This is a genomic window from Amazonocrinis nigriterrae CENA67, assembly GCF_016056305.1.
GTDB lineage: Bacteria > Cyanobacteriota > Cyanobacteriia > Cyanobacteriales > Nostocaceae > Amazonocrinis > Amazonocrinis nigriterrae.
In genome coordinates this window covers 1-26,408 of the sequence record NZ_JAECZC010000019.1, presented here as the reverse complement: position 1 = coordinate 26,408, position 26,408 = coordinate 1, and the positions used below count along the sequence as shown (strand labels likewise).

At 42.6% G+C, this 26,408-nt stretch carries 21 protein-coding genes and 2 pseudogenes; 7 read left to right on the top strand and 16 right to left on the bottom strand.

Annotated features, from left to right (window positions below; genetic code table 11):
* Positions 1–36: 36 nt before the first annotated feature.
* The 6 genes and pseudogenes from zwf to I8748_RS36445 all read right to left on the bottom strand — a co-directional run.
* Entirely contained in the window at positions 37–1,590 is a 1,554-nt protein-coding gene (zwf, locus tag I8748_RS12740) for a glucose-6-phosphate dehydrogenase (RefSeq protein ID WP_198124950.1), read from the bottom strand.
* A 289-nt stretch (positions 1,591–1,879) separates the two neighbouring features.
* The gene (gene gnd, locus I8748_RS12735; RefSeq protein WP_318781217.1) at positions 1,880–2,896 is read right to left on the bottom strand and encodes a phosphogluconate dehydrogenase (NAD(+)-dependent, decarboxylating); all 1,017 of its coding nucleotides are present in this window, start codon (positions 2,894–2,896) and stop codon (positions 1,880–1,882) included.
* A 100-nt stretch (positions 2,897–2,996) separates the two neighbouring features.
* On the bottom strand, positions 2,997–5,873 hold the full coding sequence (locus tag I8748_RS12730) for a bifunctional transaldolase/phosoglucose isomerase (protein ID WP_198124948.1): 2,877 nt from the start codon (positions 5,871–5,873) through the stop codon (positions 2,997–2,999).
* A 994-nt stretch (positions 5,874–6,867) separates the two neighbouring features.
* Complete coding sequence (locus I8748_RS12725; protein WP_225896400.1) at positions 6,868–8,658, bottom strand: iron uptake porin; 1,791 nt, start codon at positions 8,656–8,658, stop codon at positions 6,868–6,870.
* A 775-nt stretch (positions 8,659–9,433) separates the two neighbouring features.
* The gene (locus I8748_RS12720) at positions 9,434–9,925 is read right to left on the bottom strand and encodes a hypothetical protein (protein ID WP_198124947.1); all 492 of its coding nucleotides are present in this window, start codon (positions 9,923–9,925) and stop codon (positions 9,434–9,436) included.
* Between the two features lie 234 nt (positions 9,926–10,159).
* Positions 10,160–10,342, bottom strand: a pseudogene (locus tag I8748_RS36445) (IS1380 family transposase); the annotation flags it as partial.
* 282 nt (positions 10,343–10,624) lie between these two features.
* Here I8748_RS36445 and I8748_RS12710 point away from each other — a divergent pair.
* Positions 10,625–10,891, top strand: a complete 267-nt coding sequence (locus tag I8748_RS12710; protein ID WP_198124946.1) for a CDGSH iron-sulfur domain-containing protein — start codon at positions 10,625–10,627, stop codon at positions 10,889–10,891.
* A gap of 92 nt (positions 10,892–10,983) precedes the next feature.
* Here the strand turns inward: I8748_RS12710 and I8748_RS12705 are convergent, their stop codons facing one another.
* From I8748_RS12705 to I8748_RS12680, 6 genes are all read right to left on the bottom strand, one after another.
* The gene (locus I8748_RS12705; RefSeq protein ID WP_198124945.1) at positions 10,984–11,763 is read right to left on the bottom strand and encodes a class II glutamine amidotransferase; all 780 of its coding nucleotides are present in this window, start codon (positions 11,761–11,763) and stop codon (positions 10,984–10,986) included.
* 154 nt (positions 11,764–11,917) lie between these two features.
* Positions 11,918–12,217: a putative quinol monooxygenase gene (locus I8748_RS12700; RefSeq protein WP_198124944.1), complete on the bottom strand. Its 300-nt coding sequence runs from the start codon at positions 12,215–12,217 to the stop codon at positions 11,918–11,920.
* 24 nt (positions 12,218–12,241) lie between these two features.
* Positions 12,242–12,883: a methylthioribulose 1-phosphate dehydratase gene (gene mtnB, locus I8748_RS12695; RefSeq protein ID WP_198124943.1), complete on the bottom strand. Its 642-nt coding sequence runs from the start codon at positions 12,881–12,883 to the stop codon at positions 12,242–12,244.
* A gap of 95 nt (positions 12,884–12,978) precedes the next feature.
* Positions 12,979–13,608 carry an HAD-IB family phosphatase gene (locus I8748_RS12690; RefSeq protein WP_198124942.1) on the bottom strand — a complete coding sequence of 210 codons (630 nt, stop codon included), beginning with the start codon at positions 13,606–13,608 and terminating at the stop codon, positions 12,979–12,981.
* A 132-nt stretch (positions 13,609–13,740) separates the two neighbouring features.
* On the bottom strand, positions 13,741–14,637 hold the full coding sequence (locus I8748_RS12685; RefSeq protein WP_198124941.1) for a S66 peptidase family protein: 897 nt from the start codon (positions 14,635–14,637) through the stop codon (positions 13,741–13,743).
* A 228-nt stretch (positions 14,638–14,865) separates the two neighbouring features.
* Positions 14,866–15,951 (bottom strand): glycosyltransferase family 4 protein, encoded by a 1,086-nt coding sequence (locus I8748_RS12680; protein ID WP_198124940.1) that lies wholly within the window; start codon positions 15,949–15,951, stop codon positions 14,866–14,868.
* Between the two features lie 689 nt (positions 15,952–16,640).
* On the opposite strand from I8748_RS12680, the gene I8748_RS12675 reads away from it, so the two are divergent.
* A complete protein-coding gene (locus I8748_RS12675; protein ID WP_198124939.1) occupies positions 16,641–16,826 on the top strand; it encodes a CopG family transcriptional regulator in 186 nt (61 codons plus the stop codon).
* Here I8748_RS12675 and I8748_RS35060 read toward each other — a convergent pair.
* Positions 16,823–17,008, bottom strand: coding sequence for a ribbon-helix-helix domain-containing protein (locus tag I8748_RS35060; RefSeq protein WP_225896399.1), 186 nt, complete (start codon positions 17,006–17,008; stop codon positions 16,823–16,825). The two genes, I8748_RS12675 and I8748_RS35060, sit on opposite strands and share 4 nt — an antisense overlap.
* Positions 17,009–17,695: 687 nt before the next feature.
* Between I8748_RS35060 and I8748_RS12670 the strand changes: the two genes are divergently transcribed.
* On the top strand, positions 17,696–18,010 hold the full coding sequence (locus I8748_RS12670; protein WP_198124938.1) for a hypothetical protein: 315 nt from the start codon (positions 17,696–17,698) through the stop codon (positions 18,008–18,010).
* Here I8748_RS12670 and I8748_RS12665 read toward each other — a convergent pair.
* On the bottom strand, positions 18,007–18,381 hold the full coding sequence (locus I8748_RS12665; RefSeq protein WP_198124937.1) for an MFS transporter: 375 nt from the start codon (positions 18,379–18,381) through the stop codon (positions 18,007–18,009). The two genes, I8748_RS12670 and I8748_RS12665, sit on opposite strands and share 4 nt — an antisense overlap.
* 882 nt (positions 18,382–19,263) lie before the next feature.
* On the opposite strand from I8748_RS12665, the gene I8748_RS12660 reads away from it, so the two are divergent.
* Genes I8748_RS12660 through I8748_RS12650 form a run of 3 tightly spaced genes read left to right on the top strand, consistent with a single transcriptional unit; the run spans position 19,264 to position 23,164 of the window.
* Positions 19,264–21,486, top strand: a complete 2,223-nt coding sequence (locus I8748_RS12660) for an FdhF/YdeP family oxidoreductase (protein ID WP_198124936.1) — start codon at positions 19,264–19,266, stop codon at positions 21,484–21,486.
* A 22-nt stretch (positions 21,487–21,508) separates the two neighbouring features.
* Positions 21,509–22,297 (top strand): ADP-ribosylglycohydrolase family protein, encoded by a 789-nt coding sequence (locus tag I8748_RS12655; RefSeq protein WP_198124935.1) that lies wholly within the window; start codon positions 21,509–21,511, stop codon positions 22,295–22,297.
* Positions 22,298–22,354: 57 nt separating this feature from the next.
* The gene (locus I8748_RS12650) at positions 22,355–23,164 is read left to right on the top strand and encodes a Uma2 family endonuclease (RefSeq protein WP_198124934.1); all 810 of its coding nucleotides are present in this window, start codon (positions 22,355–22,357) and stop codon (positions 23,162–23,164) included.
* A gap of 360 nt (positions 23,165–23,524) precedes the next feature.
* On the opposite strand, the pseudogene I8748_RS12645 reads toward I8748_RS12650, so the two are convergent.
* Positions 23,525–23,827, bottom strand: a pseudogene (locus tag I8748_RS12645) (DUF5615 family PIN-like protein); the annotation flags it as partial.
* A 56-nt stretch (positions 23,828–23,883) separates the two neighbouring features.
* Positions 23,884–24,123, bottom strand: coding sequence for a DUF433 domain-containing protein (locus I8748_RS12640; RefSeq protein ID WP_198124933.1), 240 nt, complete (start codon positions 24,121–24,123; stop codon positions 23,884–23,886).
* A gap of 296 nt (positions 24,124–24,419) precedes the next feature.
* Here I8748_RS12640 and I8748_RS12635 point away from each other — a divergent pair.
* A partial coding sequence (locus tag I8748_RS12635; RefSeq protein ID WP_198124932.1) for a caspase family protein occupies positions 24,420–26,408 on the top strand: 1,989 nt, incomplete at its 3' end.

Genomic DNA, 26,408 nt, shown 5'->3' with positions numbered 1-26,408 from the left:
TACTGTCACTCTTATTTTTTAGGCGATCGCATTCACTCAATCCTTGACTGGGGCACTCAAATCGGCACTTGTTCTCCACTGCCGACCATCATGCTGCAATAACTCATCTGCTTCTTTCGGCCCCCAAGTGCCTGCGGCATAGTTGGGAAAGTTACGTGGTGGCAAAGCTTTCCAGACATCTAGAATCGGACTGACGACTTTCCAACCCAATTCCACATTATCTGCCCTCTGAAACAGAGTCGCATCACCAATCATGCAGTCATAGAGTAAGGTTTCATAGCCTGTACTGGGCGCACTATTAAAGTAGTCAGTGTAAGCAAAATCCATATCCACCGCCCCCATTCGCACCGTTGGGCCAGGAACTTTCGCCCCAAATTGTAAACTAATTCCCTCGTTGGGCTGGATACGAATTACCAAAAAGTTAGGAACTAGCTGGTCAATGGAGGTTTTGTTAAAAAGCAAGGTTGGTACTCGCTTAAATTGGATGGTAATTTCAGTGACACGCTGTGCTAAAGATTTACCTGTACGTAAGTAAAAAGGTACATCCGCCCAACGCCAGTTATCAATCGTCAACTTCAAAGCAGTAAAGGTTTCCGTCCCAGAGTCAGGAGCAACGCGAGGTTCCGAACGGTAATTAGGTATATGTTGTCCCTTGACTATGCCTTCGCCGTACTGCCCGCGAACAGTATGAGTTAGCACATCCTGGGGTGTCAGGGGTTGAATTGCCTTGAGTACTTTTGACTTTTCATCCCGCACTGCATCTGCTTCAAAGGAAACAGGCGGCTCCATTGCCACCAGCGCCAGTAGTTGGAATAGATGGTTTTGAACCATGTCGCGGATTGCCCCCGCTCCTTCATAGTAGCCACCTCTGCCTTCTACCCCAACAGTCTCAGCAGCTGTAATCTGTACATGATCGATATAATGGTGATTCCAAATCGGTTCAAACAGTCCGTTGCCGAAGCGGAAGACCAAAATGTTCTGTACTGTCTCCTTACCCAGGTAGTGATCAATCCGGTATATTTGACTTTCTTTGAGAATTGTGCTAATGTTTTTGTTCAGTGCGCGAGCAGATTCTAAATCCTGTCCAAAAGGCTTTTCAATAATCACACGCCGCCAGTAACCATCTTCTTGGGCAAGTCCAACAGAGCCTAGTTGCCAGATGATGTCACAGAAGAATTGAGGTGCAGTTGCTAAATAGTAAAGATAGTTGCCTTGGGTGTCACGCTCCTGATCAACCTGCATGAGTAACTCTTTGAGCCGACTGTAGGTGTCGGTGTCCTGAAAATCACCTGCTAGGTAATACAGCCGCTTCTCAAACCACTGCCACAGTTGGGGGTCAACGTCGTTAGTGGAGAATTTTTCGATATCCCGACTCATTTGGATACGAAAATCTTCGCTGCTCATGGGGGCACGAGTAACCCCTACTATGGCAAACTCTTCAGGCAGCAAGTTACTGCGTGCCAAGTTGTAGAGGGCAGGGATCAGTTTGCGCTTAGTTAAGTCTCCAGCTGCACCGAAAATCACTACCACACAGGGATTTGCTGGTTGGTCTAGCAATTGATTCAGATTATTTGCTTTTGCAAAAGTCATAATTTTATAGCAAAGTGCTGAGTGCTGAGTAAAAAGCCAGTTACTTCAAAGCTTTGAGTAATTAGCACTGTTTTCACTGATGTGGCTACGGCTATATCAGTTAGGACTTACGCAAAAATTACCAAAAACCTTGATTTAACGAACCGCCCTCCGGGTGACGCTCGCGCTTCTCGCTACCGCTCTTGGTAACACCAGTCGCCTACGGCGGGAAACCCGCCTACAGCGCTGGTTCACCAAGAACGCCAAGAGCGCCAAGAATTCGTAGAGTATGCGTAAGCCCTATCAGTATTTAGCTGTGTTGCTCAACATGTCCGCCAAACTTGTAGCGCATGGCAGACAAAATTTTCTCTGCAAAAGTATGCTCTTGTCGGGAGCGGAAACGAGTATATAGAGCAGCCGATAGTACATCAGCAGGGACGGCTTCTTCAATGGCCGCCATAATTGTCCAGCGTCCTTCGCCTGAGTCCTGCACATACCCACTGTAGTTAGAAAGTGTAGGATTCTCTGCCAGTGCCATTGCGGTCAAGTCTAGCAGCCAAGACCCCACTACACTACCCCGCCGCCAGACTTCAGAAATGTCTGCCATATTGAGGTCATAACGATAATCTTCAGTCAGTTCCTGAGAGTTGGCACTGCGGAAAATGTCAAACCCTTCGGCATATGCCTGCATTAGCGCATATTCAACGCCATTATGCACCATTTTGACGAAATGTCCTGCTCCATGAGAACCACAGTGCAAATAGCCCATTTCGGCAGTGCTGCTGAGGTGTTCTCTTCCGGGTGTCTTGGGAATATCTCCTATTCCGGGAGCAAGAGATTTGAAAATGGGATCGAGGTAGTTGACAATCTCTGGTTTGCCGCCAATCATCAGGCAGTAACCCCGCTCTAACCCCCATACCCCACCACTGGTACCGACATCAATGTAGTTGATACCTTTGGCGTTGATTAATTTAGCACGACGGACATCATCTTTATAGTAGGAATTGCCACCATCGATGACTATATCACCTGGTTCCAGCTTTTCGGCCAAAGCCGCGATCGCTTGCTCAGTTACATCCCCAGCAGGTAACATCACCCAAACTACTCTTGGTTTTGCCAGTAGATGTACAAATTGAGCGAGTGAGGCGGCTGCTATGGCACCTTCGCCTTCTAGCTGTCGAACTTTGTCGGGGGTGCGGTTGAAGACTACACACTCATGTTGAGCGCGCATTAAGCGTCTAACTATGTTAGCACCCATGCGCCCAAGACCAAATACACCAATTTGCATGATTTTTCTCCTCTGTTGATTAAATACTTGCTGTGAAATCCATTAGCTAAAATGCATTTAAAGATTTAAACGCCAAGCAGTTTCAGACAGGGTACACAGGGAAATACTGATAAAGTAGAATCCCTGTATACCCCGCAACTTAGACCAAAACTTGCTTAATAACTTTCTGTAGTAGTTCTAAACCTGCTTGCACATCTTTACCCAAATGTAATCTGAGAACTCGGCGATTTCGCTCTGCCAATACCTGGAAATCACCCCTTGCTTGGGCTGCTTTGACAACTCCAAAGCTGTATCTGTGACCAGTTACAGGTAAATCAACGGCATCATCACAAGTAATTTGCAGAAAAACGCCAGTGTTGGGCCCACCTTTGTATGCCTGTCCTGTGGAGTGTAAAAAGCGCGGCCCGAAGCCCAAACAAGTTGCAACTTGCTTTGAATCACGAACTAACTGCCGAATCACTTGCAATTGCTCTTGGTGGGATTCGTTCATTTCGATATAAGCTAGCAATGCAAAGTAATCTCCAAGTTGGAGTCGATTTAGATGAGCGCGTAAATAACCAACTAAAGATTGGTCGGGCCCCGTTGCTTCTGTTAGGAATACTGCATTTTTGGGGTCGGTGAATAACTTAATGCCTGCTTCTGTGAAAATTGGTGTTTCCGCTGGCAATGCTCCTGTTTTTTCATACTCAGTGGTCAATTGACGAGTAGCGATTTTGCTAGCTTCTACATCAGGTTGGTTAAAGGCATTGATGCCAATAATTGACCCAGCAACCGCAGTTGCAATCTGCCAACGGAAAAACTCTTGTCCTAGTTGGTATGGATGAGCAACAGAAATACGGACGGTGGGCTGTCCTGCCTGTTCTAGGGCAGCAAAGGCAGCATCTTGAGTTGGATCAGGGTCAGATTCGAGACGAATATATACAAACAAGCGATCGCTGCCGTATACTTTTGGTTCTCCTAATGGTTCGCGGTCTATTGGAATCAATCCCAAGTTATCTTTACCTGTAGACTCTGCTAGCAATTGCTCTAGCCATGCACCCAAATCTGCAATCAAGGGCGAGGTAATCAGGGTTACTTTATCTCGTCCTTGGTTTGCCAATACACCTAGAATGGTTCCAAGAACCACACCAGGATTATCCTTTGCTGGAACCGAAGGAGCGCAGGAATGTACCATCTCTTCAGCAAAGTCTAAAAATTTGGCAACATCAACACCCATTGCCGCAGCTGGCACCATCCCAAAGTTAGATAAGGCAGAATAGCGACCACCAATACTAGGTACACCAAAGAAGATATGACGGAAGTCGTCACCCTCTGCAATGTGTTGCAGATGAGAACCAGGGTCTGTGATGGCAATGAAACGGTTTCCTGCCGATTCTGCCCCCAGAATTTGCTGCACCTGATCAAAGAAATATTGCTTGAAAATGTTTGGTTCTAGGGTGCTGCCAGACTTACTAGAGACAATAAATAAAGTTGTGGTCAGGTTGATTTGATTTAACAGTGTCTGAATCTGAGCAGGGTCGGTTGAATCTAGTACCAACAGTTCTGGATAACCTGCTATTTTACCAAAAGTCAGCTTCATCACTTCTGGGCAGAGTGACGACCCACCCATACCAAGCAGCACAACGTGAGAGAAGCGCAAGTCCTTAACTTCTTGTGCTAGCTGTTTGAGGTGATCAATCTGCGCTAACTGATCTTCAGTAATCCCAAGCCAACCTAACCAGCGATTTTCATCCGCGCCTGTCCACAAAGAAGCGTCATGCGACCACAGTCTGCGGATTTTGCCATTAACGCGCCAGTCTTCTAGGTACGCTTGAACGCTAGTATTGAGGTCTTCTGGCAGTTTGTAGGACAAGGAGTCAAGTTTTGCCCCTAAAACTATTTCTCGCTTTTTCTCTACTGCACCCAACAATTGATCAAAGGCATCGGAAAATAAATCCAATCCTTCAACTAACAATTTGTCTGTGATGCTTTTGAAGGAAATACCTGCTCTTTCGAGTTTCAGCATCATCTCCTCAGCAACATCAAGGTTCTCTAACAAACTAGGGCGAGGCTGTCCGTGGTCGGCAAAAGCTGCCAAAGTTGTAGGTGGAATTGTATTGACGGTGTTTTGACCAATTAGTTCTTCCACATACAAAACATCGCTGTATAGGGGATTTTTAGTAGCTGTACTTGCCCATAGAAGTCGTTGGGGTTTAGCGCCCAATCGAGCTAGTTTTTTCCAGCGATCGCTTTGATAAATCTCTTGGTAGCGCTGATAAGTTAGCTTGGCGTTGGCGATCGCTATTTTCCCTAGTATCTCCTCTAGTAATTCCCGCTCATCCTTGTTGCTGATTGTTTTCAGCCGAGTCATGATCAGATGATCAATGGCAGTATCAATCCGGCTAATGAAGAAACTGGCAACACTATTGACTTGACTGACATCTCCACCAGTAGCAGCAAGTGCCTCTAACCCTGCAATGTAAGCATTCGCAACTTGTTCATAAACTTCTTGAGAGAACAGCAGTGTCACATTGACATTGATGCGATCGCTGATCAGTTGTTGAATGGCAGGGATACCAGCAGGTGTACCAGGAACCTTAATCATCAGGTTGGGTCTTTTTATCGCTTGCCAAAGCCGATGTCCTTCTGAAATAGTTTGCTCGGTGTCGTGAGCTAAATAGGGTGAGACTTCCAGGCTGACGTAACCATCTTGTCTGTTGGTTTGTTGGTAAATAGGTTGTAAGATATCCGCTGTGGCTTGGATGTCTTCAATTGCTAACTGTTCATAGAGCGAAATCGCATCTTGATCGTGACTATCCTCAATTGCCTTAATAGCATCATCGTAGTCAATACTACCTGCAATGGCTTTCTGAAAAATTGCTGGGTTAGATGTGACTCCTCGTACCCCATCTTCATCAATTAGGCGTTGCAGTTCACCACTAGTAATCAGGCTACGCCGGATATAGTCTAGCCATATGGACTGTCCATAATTTTGCAATGCTTGTAAAGGGTTCGTTATAGTTTCCGAAACGGTCATGATTTGGTCTCCTTAAGCTTTTGCTAATTGCGCCTTGACTAGGAAGAAGATATTCTCAGGGATGAAGCCAAATTTATTCTGCAATTTCATTAAAGGACTTCCAAAAATTAAATTAGCGTGAGTTCGACAAGTGCTGTTTTGACTTCTCCCCCGGCCTCTCCCTTACAAGGAGAGGGGAGTAAAACCGTGATTTTTTCGTTTCTCTTCCCTCGCCTTTTAGGCGAGGAAGCTTGGGGGGCTTAGGGGCCCCCACGATAGTGGGGTTGGGGGGAAAGAGGTTCATCAAACTGACGTTAAATTATTCCATTTGCTTGGAGTGCAAAGACTCCAGCTTGCTAAGAGCGATAGAATAGTTATTGACTTGGAAGTCTCTAAAGGCATCCAAGCCTTAACAAGTTTTCATGTTAAGTAAGAGGTAGGAAGTAAAAGCCTTGTAATCAGTGAGTTTCTCTCTTTGGCATTTGATATTTAATGATGTCCAATTAGTATTAACTAGGTGAACACAAGGATTTTATTTGATGAGCTTAAAAACCAAAAAAGAGAATCAAAATTGAGTCAGATAGAAAAGGCGAAAATAAAATAAAAAGTTAAATTTTCGCCTCTGTGTTTTACTGTGGTATCTGGCATTCAAGAATAAAATTGATATCGTTATTATTGTTTCATTTTAAACTTGTCTTTACCAGCAAAGATCTACATTTTATTACTGAAGTTAAGGCTGTTCATAGGAGTGCCAAAAAATAATACTATTTGAGATTTGGGATTTGGGATTCGGGATTGTTGTAAATCGCTTTGTGCGTCTTGGTTTAACGTGAGTCTCCAACGGAGACTCATGTTAGTTTAGTCAATCTATCTGTAGTATTCTTTTTTCAAATTGGTAGTATAAGTCTGGAAATAATCATATGGTAAAGTGCTGAGTGCTGGATTTCTATTCAGCACTCAGCACTTTCCTATAACTCGACCTGGGAATGATTAAAAAACGATAGTTCTACTGCAACTAGAAAGAAAAGACTGTTCTGAGAGTACCTGTAACGATTGTACCATTGGCATCCTGGTTGGAAGAATTAGTAATTACCTGAATCAAAGGAGTAACTTGGATGTTGTCACTGACTCTAAAGTTGTAGAATCCTTCAAAGTTGGTTTGAGTGTTATTACCAATTTCACTAGCAATAAAAGGTTGACCAACTGCAATACCAGCTAAAGCACCACGGGAAAACAAGTCAGGGAAAGCCACTCCTGCCATCCAGTAGTTAGGTTTGATGTCACCAAAGCTAGTGTTATCGTAATTACCATAGCCATAGCGACCAAATATGGCTAGTTTCGGTGAAAAAGTTAACTCAAAATTTGCGCCAAACACGTCATAGTGGTTATTGAATAATTCTCCATTACTGTATTGAAGGCGTATAGCAAAAACTTTCGATGGCGCATACTCTAGTTCAACAGTACCTTGATATGTGTCGCCAAATAAACCTAGTTGGCCACCACCAGCAGGATACAACAACCGAGTGAATGGCGCTACACCTCTGACAAATCCATTGCTACCTGGATTGTTTGCTTCTGCTGCCGCATACAAAGCCCTTACTGTCAATGCTCCTCCTCCTGGCTTCCAATCAATTGCAGCACCTGCGCTTGGGCCGTTGACAGGGAAAAGAAGTTGGTTATTTATAAATGCGAAAGTGCTAAAGTCTCGAAAGCTCAGGTAAGCGTAGCTGTTGTAGTCTACATAATCTGTAGTACGAATTTCAGGCCCCACAGACACCGTGAAATCTTGGAATGGCTTAAAAGTGTAGTATAGCCGTGACACACCAAGGTTGCTATTAGTGGGTGGTTTAATTGAAAAGTCTAGAACACTACCAAAGTTCGGCTCTAAGAATCCTGGCGTATTATTGATACCATTATTGTTGCCTGTATCAAGACGGATTTTTAACTGGTCTGTGCCAAAAAAGCTTGTGTCTAAGTCTATAGCAGCTCGATAAACCACTGTAGTATTTGGGTCAGAACTAGCAATTTCTTTACCTGTGGGGTCGATGATGCGTTCTCCACTAAATCCTCCTGAATTCACTGCTATAATTACTTGACCACTGAGCTTGGTGGTTGTGGAGAACTGATTTGCCTCTAATTCTGCGGTACGGGCTTCTAAAGTATCTATACGACCCCGCAGCGTAGCTAATTCTGCCGCAAATTCTTCTTGCAGGCGCTTAATTGTGGCTAAATCTTCTGTTTTAACTAAGTCAGAAGTTGCCGTGGCAATTAGTTCGTTGACTCGCTCTAAACAAGCATTTAATCCGGCTGCAAACTCATATCTTGTCAAGGCTCGATTGCCTCTGTAGAGATTATCTGGATACCCTGCAATGCAACCATATCGTTCAACTAAAGACTGTAACGCATTAAAAGCCCAATCTGTTGGTTGTACATCTTTTAGTTGAGACACAGAAGTGACTTGTGCCATTGGGGCATCACTATCTGTGTTTGTTTGGGCATTTTGAACAAGAGTAAAAGGAAGTAGTAAACTGTCAGTTTCATCAGTAGGCGTTGTCGTTATGTCAAACACAGACTGGTTGTTAGCAGTAGTCAAAAAAGCGGCCTGATTTTGAGAATAACTGACTGGGGCTAGCTGGGACAGTTGAGTTGCACTTGGTGTGATTGTTGTTTCGGTTGCTTTAGAAGTCGTAGAGATGGTAGGAGAAATACTATCGTTAGTGACAGTTCCTTCAAGCCCGATGTTCGTAGGTTCTGATATTTCAGCTAAAGCAGGAACACCTAGGACAATCAAATAAAGGATACTCATCCCACTGATCAGATTCAAACGCATGTTTAAGGTTCGCATCATGAGATTCAAGGCTGAAATACCAATTTTTTTCGTATTTTGAATGTCAGCAAGTACTGGTTTTGTAGAGGCAAAATATACCGCAACCGAATGAGTATATTTAACCTAATTTTTTGATTAAAGTGAAAGCAAAAAGATGAAATCAGCATTAATCGACGACTTGCAGCACAATTTTAACGCGTATTTGCTCTTTTTGACCTAAATTATGGGCTTTGTCTATGTTTGCTAGAGGCAAGACTATTTCAACATCTGGAAGCATTTTTGATCTTAAATTGAGATTTGAGTACAGCTTTGACTTTCAAAAAACTTTTGACCAGAGAAGATCCTGATGTTAGGAACAAATTTAACATTTGTTCGACCGAACCTAGCCCTAACCAATTCTTCCCAGATACAAGGGTGCGTTATGGACAAAGCCTCTTAACGTACCCTTGTATCTGGGGTGGTGCGTGATTCCTACGGCATAACACAGGCAATAAAGCGGGAGGAACATCCACGCCCGGACACTTGCGACAACGGGGAGGCAGTGCGGTCTTGGAGGAGACCCCCAAGACCGCACTGCCGTGGGAACCACCAAGGGCGCAGTGTCCTCGCTTTTTGCCTCTCCTACTGACGTGATTACTGTGATAGGCCAAAAGTTCGTTGCTTGTGATCAAGAGTAATTGAGATGCGATCGCTCTGGCTAGCGCTCTGGCTGGCGACAGCAGCTTTTCCAACTCTTGCTCAAAAGTTGGATGGTTTATTTTTTGGCAACCCCTGAGCGTAGTCTGGTTTTTTTATGTTGTTCAACTCCTTGAAAAATTAGTGTAAAACCGAACCAACCAACAATAATACTGAGGATTGCCGTAGCTAAGTTGAGTTCAATAGGTATCCCGAATACAATCGGTGGCTTCAGATTGGTGAGGTTGGGATCATTGAGAAAGCCGTAAGATGTACCTGGCAAAATACCTGCAAAAACTAGACCTAGCCAGAAAGTAGTTGAAAGAAAGGTAGCGATCGCTGCATTCGTGCGGTCAATCACTGGACGGGTCATGAGTACAGCAAGAGAACTCACCCCAAGACTGATTGCTGCAAAGAAGGACATGGCACAGTGTAATTTCGCATGTGGTAACCAAAGTGGATTTGCCATGTGTGCCTTGGCAAGTAGAAAACCATCCACACCAATCGGCACAATGATCGTGAGAATAGCCGCAACAATAATCAATTTACGTCCTAGTAAGATTTTGTTCATACATTTGTTTGAAGCTAAAGCCAGGGTTTCAAGATTGTAAAGAAAGATGTAGGTTATGCATAGCTTACTAAGGAGGGATTTCAGGGGGTAGGGTTAGAGAGGGGTAAAACGAGAATTATTGATGGTTATTTTGCTGGAAAAGCAAATGCCGTTTTTAACTTGCGCTTGCTGAAATTGCAGAATTCTGGGCGCGACCAGTTAAAACCCCTATTTCTCACAAACAATAAAAAATCAATTTATTCGATGTGACTTTCGGTACTGTGAGGTGATTTGCAGTTTTCTATCTATTTCAGCAATCAAGCTTAAACCTGCATCCGATGTTACCCGTCCACCCTTAAAAGTAACTACCACTGGGACTGACTTTGGCTGTTCAAATCTGAACTGTTTTGGTATATAGGGCGTTGTTATAGAGGTTATGCTTTACAACTACTGAAATGCTTGCTAAATATACATTTTCGCAGTTTTTGACCCCCTTTTTTATCTCTTTGTGAGAAATCCGGGTAATCTATATTCTTAAAATTATCCTTAATTTATCGATCTTCTCTACTCCAAAATTAAAAAAAAGTAAACAATTATTGATGTAAGCAAAAAAATGATTAGCAGATGTCTATTTGTGGCTTTAACGCTACTCATATTGACGATATTATTCCACACACGAAAAAACTTTCTCATCAATAAGATATTAACAAGGAAAATAGAATGAGCGAAACAAATTTGGTCAATGAGCAAGCAAAAGAACGTGTGATCATTGATAAAAAACCAATAGTAATGGAACTGGAACCTGGCACATATCTATGGTGTAGCTGCGGGTACTCTAGCAATCAACCCTTCTGCAATGGCGCTCACAAAGGGACTGAATTTAAACCAGTTAAATTCGAGATTACTGAGAAGAAATCTGTTGCTATTTGTCAGTGCAAATACACTAATAATGCTCCATTTTGTGATGGTTATCACAAGAATCTGTAAACTTTAATTGAATTCAAAACATTATGAGATTTTAGCTGAAGAGAAGAAAGGGTAGGTTGGATGAAAAAATTTTAGCCAACCTACACTATTTCTTAACTAGATGCATATTTCAGAGGCAAACCATCTTGAAACACTAGTAGTTCTCCTGGTTCAATCTGCGTCCAAACTTCGTTGTCAGTCAGAGGCGTAGTGGCAATCACAGCGACGCGATCGCGTTCAGTAGTCACTTCTCGAAAATCTACAGTCATGTCTTGGTCGATCAAATGGGCAGCAGCAAAGGGTGCTTGACGTACAATGTAGCTGAGTTTGGTTGAGCAATAGGCAAAAAAGTCTTCTCCATCGGAAAGTAAGTAGTTAAAAATTCCTTTTGCTGCTAATTTATCAGTAACTTTACGCAGGACAGAATACAGTTTTTCTAGGGGAGGCTTACCGTCAGGAAAGTGTTCTCGCAGAGTTTCTAGGATCATACAGAATGCTTTTTCACTATCGGTGTCACCCACAGCTTGATAGAAACCCATATTTTCAGGAACAAAATCTGGTAAATTACCGTTGTGGGCAAATACCCAATACCTTCCCCATAGTTCTCTGCGGAAAGGATGGCAGTTGTGTAGGGCGACTTCGCCTTGAGTAGCTTTGCGGATATGAGCAATCACATGAGTAGAGTGGATGGGATAGCATCGCACCAACTCTGCGATGGGAGAAGTAATAGAGGGTTTTTCATCTAAAAATAGGCGACATCCCTTTCCTTCAAAGAAAGCAATGCCCCAACCATCACTATGATGATCAGTTTTTCCTCCTCGTGCAGAAAAGCCTTCAAAAGAAAAGCAAATATCTGTTGGAACATTGCAATTCATTCCCAATAATTGGCACATGGATGTTGCATCTGTTGAATTTCGATTAATCTCTGAGGATTAAGATACTTCAGATTGCTACATCAATTCTGGAGCGATCGCTTCAATCTGGAGATTTTACTGCTCCCCAACACAAGGTAAGTACTTCAGTTTGCCAACGCCTGTAAATTTTGCACTACAGCACAAGATGATAGCGGCCGATGTCCGGTGCAGCAGCCACTAAACCTTCGAGTTTAGCAGCTCCGGCTTGGAGATGAGGTGATTGAAGATGAGCATTAAGGGCTTCATTAGAACTCCATTCTTCCACAAAAGTAAAATCTGTGGGGTCAGACTGGTTTTGCAAAAGTTCATACTTAATTGCACCTGCTTCCTGTAGGGTTGGCTCAATGAGTTCCAACAGTACAGCTTTAAGTTCTTCTACTTTTTCAGGTAAAGCAATTACACGGGCTACTACACGAATGGTTTGGTTTGTCATTTGTCAGTTGTCAGTGGTCAGTTGTCAGTTGTTATTCCCCTCATCCCCCCAGATGCCACGGGCAGCTACCATATAGCGGAAGATGTATTCTACCAACTCGATGTAGTTACGAGCTGTTTCGCAAGAGGATGCCCAAACTGTAACGCCGTGGTCACGGATGAGTAAAGCTGGCACTTGGGGCAAGTTAATTGTAAAACGTTCTTGAATCTCAGTTGCAATGCGGGAGACTTGTAAATGATTGGCAAAGATGGGAAGCACGCAACAAGGATTCTCTTGCCAAATTCCCAAACCTTTGAGCATCTCCAAGGGCGGTAAGGGTAAAGAATCTCCCACAACAAAGCGAGAAACCAAATTTGCCTCAATTGAATGGACGTGGTAACAAGCTTGTGCTTGGGGAAAGAGGGTATAAAGTACTTGGTGAATAGCAGTTTCAGCCGATGGTTTTAAATCTGCTGACGACTCCTCTTTTCCATCTGGATAAATGCGAACAAAGTCACTGAGTAACAATTCTCCTTTAGACCGACCACTAGCTGTAATCCAGAAACTACCATCAGGTAAACGTGCTGAAAGATTGCCCGCAGTTCCCACCATCCAACCTTGTTGGTAAAAATGACGAGCAGTTGCGATGAGTTCAAGACGGCGATCGCTTGGAGTGTGGCTGGTCATGGCATCAAGCAGGGGTGCAGGGGTGCAGGAGAGAAGGATTGACGCTTTTTCTCGAAAATAAACAATATGCAAGTTAAATGTGCATTAGTTTATAATTACTGCCATAACTGAGCTAGATGGTTACGCACTTCCAAGAAATCATTCCAGGGAATGTAGGGTTTTTGGTATTCATTTAAATATTTAGCTAGGCTTGAACGAGCAAACACTACAGAAGCTTCAAGGGCCATATTGAGGTCAGTGAGGGAATCGCCGATCGCAATTTTTTGCTCAGCTGGATACTGTGCCATCACCTGCACTTTCGCCACCATTTCTGTACCACCCTCATAATCAGAGTGTACTTTTAGATAAGAACCACTGGTATCCACATCAATAGCATAGATGCCATGAACCCGCTCAACTAAACTATCTAGGACAACTTCCACCATTCCCCGTAGTCCTCCAGAAACTACGACTAAAGGAACTTTGTGAAACTCCAGAAAATCTAACAGTTCTAAAAATCCTGGGCGCATTGCTTGGGGTTGAGTAAATTCCAAAATTTCGCCATAGCTTGAAGATGGAATTGATTCCAAGATTTTCCTGACTCCTTCTTGCAGTGTCACCCGTCGTGCATACATTTCAGGCAGTAATTGGGCAGAAAGTTCAGGTGAAAATTTTTTGAAAACCGCAACAAATGTTTCCTCAACTGTGATAGTGCCGTCAAAGTCGCAAAAAACAATCTGCTTCACGTCCTATCCTGCCAGTCTTTCGTTCTTTATAGATATACCATTTATTCATTAACAGCAATACCTTCGTACTCCTGTTGACGATTTCTTTTAACCAATTCTTCCCCTTTTGCTCCTCTGTTTCCTAAGCTACTATTAGCTGAAATCCAATATTCCCTGATCTGCATCTAATGTCACCTGGACACCCACTGGTAAGGCGGCATTGGGGATATCATGACCAAAGGGCAAATCAGAGACGATAGGAATACCCAAATCACCCAAGCGATCGCGCAAAACTTCCCCTACAGTAAAACTGGGAATGTTCTGTGGCGCTTCGCATCGATAAAAGCTTCCTAAAGCAATACCTCGCAGTTTTTGCAAAGCGCCACTTAAACGCCACTGCGTTAGCATTCTGTCAATACGGTATGGTGCTTCTGTGACATCCTCCAAAGCCAGAATTACACCATCTAAATTCGGTAGTATGGGTGTAGCTAAAAGATGGGTGGCTACCGTGAGATTACCTGGTAATAACATGCCACGAGCAATCCCACCGCCCCAACCGCAACCTTTGAGAGGAGTTAAAGGGCGACCTTCCACCAAATCGAATAATCGTTGCGTTGACCAATCTGGCTCATCTACCAAGGTAGTCAACACGGGAGCATGAACGCTGGAAATCCCCGCGGTGTAAAGACTCCATAACAAAGCAGTGATGTCTGAAAAACCAATTAGCCATTTTGGAGATGTTGAGTTTGTCTGCCAATTCCAATTTTCCAAAATGCGGGTGCTGCCGAAACCGCCTCTAACGCAAAGGATACCACGACAATCTGGGTCTTGCCATGCTGCTGCTAGTTGCTGAGTGCGGTTTTCATCTTTACCTGCTAAATATCCCCATTTGTCATCTATCTTAGGGAAGATTTCTACTTGATAACCACGCGATCGCCAAATTCTCACACTCTGTCCCAACGCCTCAAATTCTCGCAAAGCACCACTAGGGGCAATGACTCGCAGCAAGTCACCAGGTTGCAGAGGCGGGGGTAAGATTTTGGATTGCATGAATTAAACAAGTCAGGATTTATATCAAGTTCGGCTAATTACTTACGATATAGTCGGTTTGCCTGGTAATGGGTAATGGGTAATGGGTAAGATGTGATGACTAATAGTAAAATCCAATTACCAATTCCCAATTACCAATTACCGACCTCCACAAATATCAGCAGTATTTAAACGGACATGATGTTAGTAATTATTTTTTACCACTAGTTATTACCAGTTATCAATTACTCATCCATGAATATCTAGAATCTTGTAGAACCAGTTTTCAAAGCGATCGCCCAGCGCCAAGAGAGAAAATTCTGTTTGGGCTTGCTGGCGACAGGTTTTACGGTCGATTTGAAATAGACGTGCGATCGCATCGATCAAGCCAGGAACACTATCCGGTTCTACCAAAAAGCCTGTTTTGCCATCTTGAATAATTTCCGCAGGCCCACCCCGACGATAGGAAATCACCGGTACTCCGCAAGCTAGGCTTTCAATTGCGACATTGCCAAAAGCTTCTACCCAACGAGGTGTCATTAGTAATGCCTGACACTCACGCATTACCTGTTGCATTTCATGGGTTGATAAAAATCCTAAATATTCCCAAGGTGCATTTGGGTAATTTTGTTGAATTTGTTGCCAGTATGATTCATCCTGGATTTTACCCATAATCTTTAGGGGAATGTTTGTGCTTTGTGATGCTGCTACCGCATCCTCTAAACCTTTTTCTGGGGCAATTCTACCTACCCAAGCCAACTGTTGTTTTGGTTGGCTGCAAAAATCATACAGTGAGACATCAATACCATTACTGAGAATCGGACACTGCTGTTCCAAAGCAAAAGTGTCAGCTTGGGTTTGAGTATGGAAGCCAATCGTATCAGGAAACTGCTTTGCTAGTTGCTTGATAATTTGGTCTTGGGCGTTACTCAGTGAACCCATACTCACTAAGTGAGCGATCGCTTGATGGAAAAAAGGTGTGAGGTAGAATGGTAACCAATCGTAAGCAAAATTCACAATCAAGTCATAGTCAGCCTGAACCTGACGAGCATAATCCCACATATTCGCCAGCAGCGAGTTTTCTGGCATGGTAACTGGGGCTGTGCGTTCTTGACTTTGAGCAATGATTTGTAAATTGCCAGGAATTTGCACCAAGGGCATATCATTCCAAGTGGAACCAAAAGGAGCAACAATTTGCAGTTGATGACCTCGCCTAATCATTTCTTGGGCGATGTTATACAAAGTCAATTCCACACCGCCACCGAGTCCACTACCTAAAGGGCCAACGGGAGTGGAAACAAACAGTAGTTTCAGAGTTTTGGCAGAAGCAGTCAAAGGTTTTGTGTTATTGGCTAATTTATTGTTTGATGCAAATCTCAGGTGAAAGACAAGCAGGACTGACGCAGTTCACAGTCATCAATCATCAACTTCAATCAGGATAATTTAACTGTTGTCACTTTGGCATTGCTGCGATCGCTTACCAACCCTAGCAACTGCAACCAAGGTCACACTAGCTCTAATATTGCCAGAGACTTGGTGGCATTAGTCGAGAAAAGGGCAAGGGGGAAGGGTGAAAAAAGTGGAATTTTGCTTTTACCCTTCACTTTTGTCCTTTCCCTACAAAACTGCAAAAGTGCCTTTTGCAAAAAGTCTACTTATGTTGGATATACGGCAATTGGATTGAGATCAGCTGTTTTGTTTTCCCAGTAATTAATATATTGTATTATTTGAGAGTATTATCAAGCTATTTGCTTGTGCTAATCCTTGTACTTGATACCAATGAACAGCAAAAGACAAAAAAGCTTAAGTTCCTCTTCAAAATCAATATCTTCACTGGTAAAGATATTCGCAAATTTGCAAATATCTAGCTTAATAATCCATAAATTCAGAGTAGGATGCGATGACTACATCTGAGAAAACCTTAACAAAAGTTTGAGATAGAATCTCTCTATCTCAAGCCTTTGTCCAAAACACCGTACAAAGTTGGTAATATCCAAGTATAATTTCTACATTGTTGGTATCACATGAGTAAAAGTTTAACCATTCAGCAAATTCATCTTGACTTAGAATTAGATGAAGCCGAAAGGCTGGAAAAACACTGTAATCAGACAAGAAAAACCGAAACTGATGTGATTCACGAACTGATTCGCAAACTACCTGATTACCCGGATTCTTTACCAACAGGCTTAGAGAAACACCATAGTGGTTAAGTTTCCCCGACCGCTGGTTTCGGAATTACTGCTGAAGACGTGTCAACTGGAAGAGACCGGATTAACTCCCTAATTGTATCGGTTGCAGGTCTTCCTGTTTTTGAGCAATATTGTTCAAGCTTCTCCACCTCGCTTGATGTGAGATTTACGGTCAGTCGCTTAACAGCCCATTTTTTATTCATGATTCATTTTCCTCCTTGATATATTTGGTCTTTGTAGAAAAAAATTTTACCCCCGTTTGAAGAATTAGTGGTAACTTTACCCAAAAAGTTCTTCACTTTCCGGGGGTAAATTCATTTTCTCCTACTTTCTGAAATCGTTTTTGATAAAGTTGTGAATCACACCCTTCATCATAAATAGACTAAAAATCACCTTTTTCGTGCCCGTGTAGGCTTTATTTTTAAGTAACTTAATATAGCATCAAGCACTTAAACTGTTGATGCAACAGTATAAATCACATGATTTCATTCAAGAAATCATGAAGAGATGACATTAGTGCTGGTTTACAAGAAAAATATACCAAGAGTTTGCACCAGTTTTGACCATGCGATCGCCTATCTAACCCTGCTATATAGTCTCAGGGTATCGCTTTAATGGTCAAAATTGCATCTTTTCTTCTTCGGATACTGATTTAGACTTATTCATTATTTTTTTTTATTGTTTTAAAAATAAAGAATATTTGCTTCTATCGTTTTTCAGACGTTACAGTAAGTGTATTGCCAGGACTCCACGTCCAAACTAATAGTAAATTCCTTCAAGAAACTTCCGACGAGCAACTTTTACCCTTGACCAACCAAATGTAGACAATAACAAAATTGTTGAGAAGCTGATTGGTCGATAAAAGTCAGACCAAGACAGGTGTAGTATTCATGAAACTTTTCCAAATTGTTCTAGTGGTCTTAATGTTTTTAGTCAACTTAGTAATTGCCTGCCCATCTTGGGCAGAAAGACCTCCTGACTTGATTAGCAATGCTGACTACTTTGAAGTTGGACAAAAAGTCACTTGGCTTTACAAGCCTCGTGCAGATTCTGCCGATGTTCAAAGAATTCCTGCCGAAATAGTCAAGCTAGGCTCAAAGCAAGTACAAATCAAGGTGTACAGACCCAACAAAGAAGTTATCAATCGTTGGGTAAATCGAAACAGGCTTGAAAGTTTAGATAAGCTGAAAAAGTCAGTACCCTAAGATACACTGCCACCAAATCCCATAATTGCCATCCCTGTTGCCATCCCTGGACGGTCAGGAAACCACTTGATTAACGTTGATACCAAACAGATGTAGCCAATACCTAACCCAATCCCGCCCAATACACCGTAACCAAGATAAACCAGCACAATTTGATGTAAATATACTCCCATCGCAGAAATGAAGAAGCCACCGCTAAAGCACAGCGCTGCAACAAACATCGCTTTGCGCGGGCCTTGTTTTTCCACCCATTTACCAAATACAGCCGCAGAAATTCCGACAAAGGCGATCGCACTAAAAAATATCCACCCCAGAGTTGGCAAGTTCCAATCTGTTGGTGCTGATTGAGTAATGCCAATAAGTTTCGTCATCGGCAGATTGAAAGTGGTTAAGCTTAAAGAAATCTAAAGTCTTTAATGAAATACTTGCTGTATCTTATTCAGCCTTGAACCCAGCATTTATGAACAATTATTTATCTTTTACTAAATAGAAATATCTGTTTATATTTTCTGTTAAATTTAACCCTAATCTTTTTTTTCACAGCATTTTAATTGTGAGAAAATGCCACATCAGCACCAGTTTTTCAGCAAAACTTGGCGGTGAGGCGATCGCAGTTCCTGACTAGAGTTAGCGATGCCCCACTCTTGATTGCTAGCGATCGCACAACCCCAACGTCACCCCATCCATTCCATACAATCCGGGGGAATTGCAATCATTTGGCTAAACTTCTGCGGGTCTACTAACAAAAGGGCCAGGGTTGACGCTTTGGTTCAATACAGTTCAATTAAGCATTTCTTTCTTCTCTTTGTGTCCTTGGCGTCCTTAGCGGTTCGTTAAAAAAAATTGACTTTTACAAATAGTTTTGACCTTAACTGAACCGTATTGCGCTTTGGTTGGCTTGCCTAGAAATTGCGCTCAGCGCTTCGCTATCCCAGGCTGCTACCTTGTCTACAAATGTAGAGATTATGTAAGCGAGGTAGCAGCATAAGGCTTTTTACCAAAAACGTGAAGTTCAAGCATTTTGCTATTGAGCCGTGATACAAGTAATAAAGCAAAAGGCTGTATTGCTTTCAATACAAGCTTTTTAGGTCTGTGTGGTAGATTTTCACAGGGAAAAGTTTCGTTTAAAAAAAGATTAAGTTAAATTTAAAATAGTTTATAGTTTGACTACGAATTTCCTATTAATTTACTACTAAATTTCTACTCAAAACGATAGCCTTAGAGTGGTGGTCTAATCATTTCCACATATCATTATGTTACCGAAACCCAAGAATAATTGGACTCCTCAGCACTGGGCAAGCTGGAAGCCCTTTGGCATTGGCGAACAGTACCCGAATAACTATTGGGAAGTTATTCGGGCTATCTGGTTGTCCCGCGACCAACTGCCTTATGCGTGGAACATCCTAAATCAAGGTGTATGCGACGGTTGCGCGTTGGGAACTACTGGGATGAAAGATTGGACGTTAGATGGCATCCATCTGTGCAATGTCCGGCTGCGGTTGTTGCGGATGAATACTATGCCAGCTTTTGACCCTGTTTTGCTAGAAGATGTCTCTGGGTTGCAAAAGCACAAAAGCGCCCAATTACGGGACTTGGGAAGGCTTCCCTATCCGATGATGCGTCAACGAGGAGAAAAAGGTTTTCGCCGTGTTAGCTGGGATCAGGCTTTAGAGGTAATTGCTAGTCGTATCCGCGCTACTACACCAGACCGCCTCAGTTTCTATGTTACCAGTCGCGGCACTGTCAACGAAACTTACTACGCTACCCAAAAAGCTGTGCGGGCAATCGGATGCAATAATATTGATAATGCTGCCCGTATTTGCCATTCTCCTAGCACAGCGGGGCTAAAGAGTTCCCTTGGTGCAGCCGCTACTACTTGTTCTTATAAAGACTGGATTGGTACTGATTTGTTGGTGTTCATCGGCTCTAATGTTGCTAACAATCAGCCTGTCACCGTTAAGTATCTCCACTATGCTAAAAAAGCTGACACGAAGATTGTAGTGATTAATACTTACCGTGAGCCAGGAATGGAACGGTATTGGGTGCCCTCAATTGTAGAAAGTGCCCTTTTTGGTACCAAGTTTGCCGAAGACTTCTTTTTGGTAAACATGGGTGGAGATATGGCATTTTTGAATGGTACGATTAAGCATATGATTGCTAACGACTGGGTAGACCAGTCATTTATCGATCGCTACACCACTGGCTTTGCAGAACTCAAGGCATTACTAGAAAACCAATCTTGGGAAGAATTAGAACGGCTTTCTGGTGCATCCCGCGATGAAATGTACGCCTTTGCCAAAATGGTCGGCGAAGCCAGCAAAGCTGTATTTGTCTGGAGTATGGGAATTACTCAACATGAGTGTGGCGAAGATAATGTCCGCAGTATCATCAATCTAGCTCTTACCAAAGGTTTTGTTGGTCGTGAAGGCTGCGGTTTAATGCCAATTCGCGGTCACTCTGGGGTACAAGGTGGTGCAGAGATGGGATGTTATGCCACCGTCTTTCCTGGTGGTAAGCCTATCAACTCAGAAAATGCTGCCCAGTTAAGTAAACTTTGGGGTTTTGAAGTCCCTGCAACTAAGGGTTTAATTGCTCCAGAAATGATTGATGCAGCATATCAAGGAAACTTAGATGTATTATTCTCTGTAGGTGGGAATTTCCTCGAAGTTCTCCCAGAACCAGATTATGTAGAAGATGCTTTAAAAAATATACCGTTGCGGGTACATATAGATATTGTCCTTTCCAGTCAAATGTTGGTGGAACCTGCTGATACAGTGGTGCTGTTACCTGCGACTACTCGCTACGAAATACCGGGAGGGGTGACAGAAACGAACACCGAACGGCGAGTAATTTTTAGTCCGGAAATTCCAGGGCCCCGTATTGGAGAAGCACGTCCAGAGTGGGAAGTATTTCTGGAATTGGCAAGGCGGGTGCGACCAGATTTAGCAGATAACTTGACTTTTGCTGATACAGCCGCCATCCGCCAAGAAATTGCCCAAGTCGTCCCGCAATACGCTGGTATTCAACACTTACAGCAAGCAGGAGATCAGTTTCAGTATGGCGGGTCACATTTATGCTTTGGCTGGAACTTCCCCACACCCGACGGGAAAGCACACTTTACTCCACTGTCACCACCGCAAACAGAATTACCAGAGAATTGTTTTTTAGTAGCAACGCGCCGAGGTAAACAGTTTAATAGTATGGTGCAGGAACGCAAAGATGCAATTACTGGGGCTGTGCGCGAGGCGGTGTTGATCAATCCCTCTGATGCAGCAAGTTTGGGGTTAAAAGATGGAGATGCGGTAATTCTGAAGAATGAGTTGGGCGAGTTTAAGGGACAAGTATATATTGCACCAATTCAATCAGGAAATTTGCAGATACATTGGCCCGAAGGCAATGTACTATTAGATAAAACGAAGCGATCGCTTGAAGGTGTCCCAGATTATAACGCAGTAGTACGCCTAGAAAAACAATAAATATTACAGTCAGAAGATAAGTATGCTTGGAGCGATCGCAGGTGACATAATTGGTTCGGTATATGAGGGAAAAAATTTCAAAATAAAGGATTTCCCTCTGTTCAACAGAGAATGTCGCTTCACTGATGACACAGTGCTGACGGTCGCAGTCGCAGATGTGATTTTGAACGCTAATAAATTCGTGTACACTAGTAAATACACTGAGCAATTCCAGTGGTATTACCGTCGTTATGCTTATGCTGGTTACGGGCGTAACTTTAGAGAATGGGCAAAATCTAACAGCAACGAACCATACAAAAGTTATGGTAACGGTGCAGCCATGCGAGTCAGTCCCATTGGCTTTGCCTTCAATGATTTAGATACTGTGTTACGGGAAGCCCAGCGTAGTGCAGAAGTTACCCATAGCCATCCTGAAGGCATCAAGGGCGCTCAAGCAATAGCAGCAGCCATTTTTTTAGCACGTCTAGGCGAGGATAAAGTTGGTATTAAGTCCTATATTCAGGCTACCTTTGGCTATGACTTGAGGCAAACCCTCAACCAAATCCGACCTACCTACCAATATGATTCTAGCTGTCAAGGTTCTGTACCCCAGGCAATCATCGCCTTTCTAGAATCTACCGATTTTGAAGATGCTATCCGCAATGCAGTGTCAATTGGCGGTGACAGTGACACCATTGCTTGTATGACAGGTGCTATTGCTCAAGCTTTTTATGGTGGTGTACCAGAAGCGATCGCTCAGCTAACATTATCTCATTTAAATGAACATCTATGCACTGTTACGGAAAAGTTTATGTTTCAGTTTTGTACATAAACTAGGCTCTTATTCCAACTGCTACGCTAGACTTATATAAAACTCAAACTTGTAGCCATGTCCGTCGCCAAAGATGATGTAATATTTCCTCAAGGGGATCTATATAGTGACGAACCGCCATTGGAAACATCTTTACATTTGCAGCAAATGCTGCTGTTGATCAAATGCCTGGAGTGGTGGTGGCGAGACCACAACAAAGTTAACAATTTTTTTGTTGGTGGTAATCTTACCATTAATTATAGTCCGCGCCAGCGCAAGTCAGAAGACTTCCGAGGCCCAGATTTTTTTGTGGTGTTAGATACTGAACACAAACACCGTGACAGTTGGGTTGTTTGGGAAGAAGACGGTAAATATCCAAATTTGATTATAGAACTGCTTTCTCCTTCAACAGCAGCAATAGACAAAGGCTTAAAAAAACAAATTTATCAAGATATCTTTCGCACCCCAGAATATTTTTGGTTTGATCCCAAGAATTTAGAATTTGCTGGGTTTATCTTAATGGGTGGTAGATATGAATCTATAGAAGCTAATCCCCAAGGATTATTGTGGAGTCAGCAACTAAGTTTGTATCTGGGTGTTCATGAAAATCAGTTGCGCTATTTTACTGCGGAAGGAACTCTAATTCCTACACCTGAACAAATGGCAGAATGGGAAGCGCAACGCGCCGAACAAGAAGCACAACGCGCCGAACAAGAAGCACAACGCGCCGAACAAGAAGCACAACGCGCCGAACAAGAAGCACAACGCGCCGAACAAGAAGCACAACGCGCCGAACAAGAAGCACAACGCGCCGAACAAGAAAAGCAACGCGCCGAACGTTTAGCAGCAAAACTACGGGAATTGAATATTGATCCCGATAGTTTATAAAAATTAATAATCTAGAAGTTGAACTTAGGCGATCGCTTGCAATGATGAAAATGCGATATTTGTAGAGGCAATTCATGAATTGCTTCTAGATTAATCAGAACTTAAAGTTCATTTATAAAGTAATTTTTAAGTACTAATTTAAACATCAATCTGCAGTGAAGGCATTTTCCTTTTTGAGATTTAAGAAGTTTTGCCATTCTTGTCGGGCTTGAGGATGTTTCCCCATTCTTGAACTATAGATAATACGTTCTCCCCTGCTTCAACCGGGCAAGAAAGGGGAGCAGCATTGGCACTCTTAACGCTTACATTGCGCCAACTACAAATTTAAGAGAGCCGATGTTTCTTACTTGTTGCTTGCTCTTATATTAGCAATTGTCTTACTAGAAAATCGCGATCACTGACAGAGATAATCGCACCTGCTATTAAATCTGGCTCAAACCGATTCAAAACTTCGGCTAAACGTCCATTGATGATTTCGTAACTTTCATTCCCCAATCTAAACAGAATTACACTTGGTAATGTGGCTCCACTTACTGCTAATAAGTAACCAAAATCCAAATCTACTGTTAATAAAATTCGCCCTTCAAACCGAGCTTTCAATAAAATTTGATCATCAGCTAATCTTTCTAGACCTTCATCAACCAAATGTACTGCATCATAACCAGCAGTCTTTAGCTAATTTACAGTACGTGGTGAGATGCCCATATCTGCTAAAAATTTCATCCGGCTTGCTCACCAACTATGGGAAAAACTTGTTCTCGTGCCAACCATGCTGCATACATCAATGATTGCTGAATATCTTCTGGTTCCAAATATGGATAATCTTCTATGATTTCAGCGACAGTTTTGTCGTTGGCGACCAAATTCAAAATTAATGAAACCGGAACTCGCATCCCACGAATACAAGCTTGCCCAGCCATAATGCGTGGGTCAAATGTAATGCGGTCGAAACCTAACATATATTTAATTCTCCTCGCGTCGCTTTAATATTGGTAAATTAAGATTTTCTTGTAGGATGGGCGTCTCGCCCGTCCGTTGCGGTAAGATACCCACACCACAACAGGTAGATTTTATACTCTATTTTAGCTGTGTCACGTCACTACAATATAAAATTTAATTATCTTTTACAATCAAAAATACCGATTATTTAATAAAAATATAATTTTATTGATATTTAGCGCATAAAAGCAAACCAATAAACATAATGAATTATGTCAACTTTTCAAGATAAGTCTCCTGAATAACCTTAAATAAAATGCCACGCGGTCTTGCTACCAGTCAATCAACTCAAACTCAACCAACAATTAGCCCCAAACTTTGGTTACTACTAGTGGGTGTGAATCAATACCTAAATGAGCAACTTCCTTGTCTACGTTACTCAGCAGTTGATTGTCAGGTATTAGCAGAAGCCTTAACAAGCGCAACACAAGAGCTATTTACACAAAAAGAAATCAAAATTTTTCACGATTTTGCAGATCAATTACCACTTCTAGATACTGTTCGTAATAATTTACAACAAATAACTAATGCTGCTCAACCATCAGACACAATTCTATTTTATTTTTCTGGACATGGAATGCTTCAGCCAAGTACTCAGCAAGCATTTTTGTGTTTAGCAGATACCCAGAAAGATAATTTGCAAAATACAGGTTTAGCTGTCAAGGAATTATTGCAACTCCTGGGTAATAGTGGGGTACAAAATCAATTAGTTTGGCTGGATGCTTGTCATAGTGGTGGAATGACCCTAAGAAGTTCTGGAGATTTATTAAATCCCACACCGCAATTAGTAGAAGTATTGCAACAACGCGCTGCTAAAAGCAAAGGTTTTTATGCTTTGCTTTCCTGCGATACAGACCAGCAATCTTGGGAGTTTCCTGAATTGGGACATGGGGTATTTACTTATTATTTGATGCGGGGGTTACGTGGTGACGCCGCAGATACTCAAGGTGTAATTTCTGCTGATGGACTTTATCGCTATGTTTATCACCAAACACTACAATATATTGATAAAACCAATCAACAATTACGATTAATTAATCAACAAAAAAGAGGTAAAGGTGATATCCAACTCTATAGTGAATATCCACTCCAAACCCCTAAACGAATTGTAGAAGGAATTGGAGAATTAATTTTAGGTGCAATACCTGCGATCGCTCAATCACTCCCTCCCAGAACAGCATTAGTAATAGAGGGAATTAGCAACTCTCAAACAGCACTAGATTTCAGTAAAGTTTTGGCTGGTGCAGGTGTATTTGAGTTGGAATATTTACCCCGCTCTGGAACCACGACCGCTAGAGAAATCCGCGAAACTATCAAACAATGTCTGCGTGTTGCTAGTCAACCACTACGACACAATCCTGAAGAACCAGCAACAGTATTGTTATATCTGCGCGGACGGCTTGAAGAAACTCCATCTGGAGAAGCGGCATTAGTTTTGTTAGATGATATCTGGCTGAGTCGTTCTTGGTTAAGACAACAGTTACGCCGTTCTCAGATTACCCAACAGATTATTATCTTAGATTGTCCTGTAGGGGCGCAAGTAGGGGCGTACAGCTGTACGCCTCTACAAGAATGGGTTGAAGATTTGCAACTAGGCTCCGAAAAAGGACAGTGTATTATCGCCGCAGCTTTTGCAAAAGACAATCCAGAACTATTTGCCCAAGCTTTGATTAACACTTTGAAAGCTGGCTGTCAACCTGATGGCTTATCAGTAGCTGCTTGGATTAGTCAATTACAAGTCTACTTAGCAGCACAAACACAAATTCTGCTATCTCCACCACTTTATAGTTGGCTATCAGGTACACAAGGAGTAATTGAAATCATACCTGCGATCGCTGGTGTACGCAGTCACAAAACAGCAGCGTTGGATTTAAGAATTTGCCCCTACCGTGGATTAAAAGCTTTTAATGAAGAAGATGCTCAGTATTTCTACGGTAGAGAATCCTTAACTCAGCAGTTGATTGCTCAGTTAGCTCACAAGTCATTTCTTGCTGTGGTGGGTGCTTCTGGTAGTGGTAAATCTTCCGTTGTGCAAGCGGGATTAATTGCCCAACTACGCCTAGGTAAACAACTGCCTGGTAGTGATTCTTGGTTGATTAAAAGTTTGCGTCCTGGCGCACGTCCCTTGGAAGCTTTAGCGCGACGACTGGGGGAAAGCAGGGGAGCTTTTGAGCAGGGGAGCAGGGGAGCAGGGGGAGCAGGGGAAGATGAGGGAGTAATATCAACATCCCCCCATCCCCCTATC

Bases quoted from the DNA above. Each gene is read 5' to 3' on its own strand.
- I8748_RS12730 (WP_198124948.1), bottom strand. From the start codon at position 5,873: ATGACCGTTTCGGAAACTATAACGAACCCTTTACAAGCATTGCAAAAT.
- I8748_RS12655 (WP_198124935.1), top strand. From the start codon at position 21,509: ATGCTTGGAGCGATCGCAGGTGACATAATTGGTTCGGTATATGAGGGA.
- I8748_RS12720 (WP_198124947.1), bottom strand. From the start codon at position 9,925: ATGAACAAAATCTTACTAGGACGTAAATTGATTATTGTTGCGGCTATT.
- I8748_RS12665 (WP_198124937.1), bottom strand. From the start codon at position 18,381: ATGACGAAACTTATTGGCATTACTCAATCAGCACCAACAGATTGGAAC.
- I8748_RS12710 (WP_198124946.1), top strand. From the start codon at position 10,625: ATGAGCGAAACAAATTTGGTCAATGAGCAAGCAAAAGAACGTGTGATC.
- I8748_RS35060 (WP_225896399.1), bottom strand. From the start codon at position 17,008: ATGAATAAAAAATGGGCTGTTAAGCGACTGACCGTAAATCTCACATCA.
- I8748_RS12705 (WP_198124945.1), bottom strand. From the start codon at position 11,763: ATGTGCCAATTATTGGGAATGAATTGCAATGTTCCAACAGATATTTGC.
- I8748_RS12660 (WP_198124936.1), top strand. From the start codon at position 19,264: ATGTTACCGAAACCCAAGAATAATTGGACTCCTCAGCACTGGGCAAGC.
- I8748_RS12640 (WP_198124933.1), bottom strand. From the start codon at position 24,123: ATGTTAGGTTTCGACCGCATTACATTTGACCCACGCATTATGGCTGGG.
- mtnB (WP_198124943.1), bottom strand. From the start codon at position 12,883: ATGACCAGCCACACTCCAAGCGATCGCCGTCTTGAACTCATCGCAACT.
- I8748_RS12700 (WP_198124944.1), bottom strand. From the start codon at position 12,217: ATGACAAACCAAACCATTCGTGTAGTAGCCCGTGTAATTGCTTTACCT.
- I8748_RS12675 (WP_198124939.1), top strand. From the start codon at position 16,641: ATGAGTAAAAGTTTAACCATTCAGCAAATTCATCTTGACTTAGAATTA.
- I8748_RS12725 (WP_225896400.1), bottom strand. From the start codon at position 8,658: ATGAGTATCCTTTATTTGATTGTCCTAGGTGTTCCTGCTTTAGCTGAA.
- I8748_RS12650 (WP_198124934.1), top strand. From the start codon at position 22,355: ATGTCCGTCGCCAAAGATGATGTAATATTTCCTCAAGGGGATCTATAT.
- I8748_RS12685 (WP_198124941.1), bottom strand. From the start codon at position 14,637: ATGCAATCCAAAATCTTACCCCCGCCTCTGCAACCTGGTGACTTGCTG.
- I8748_RS12670 (WP_198124938.1), top strand. From the start codon at position 17,696: ATGAAACTTTTCCAAATTGTTCTAGTGGTCTTAATGTTTTTAGTCAAC.
- zwf (WP_198124950.1), bottom strand. From the start codon at position 1,590: ATGACTTTTGCAAAAGCAAATAATCTGAATCAATTGCTAGACCAACCA.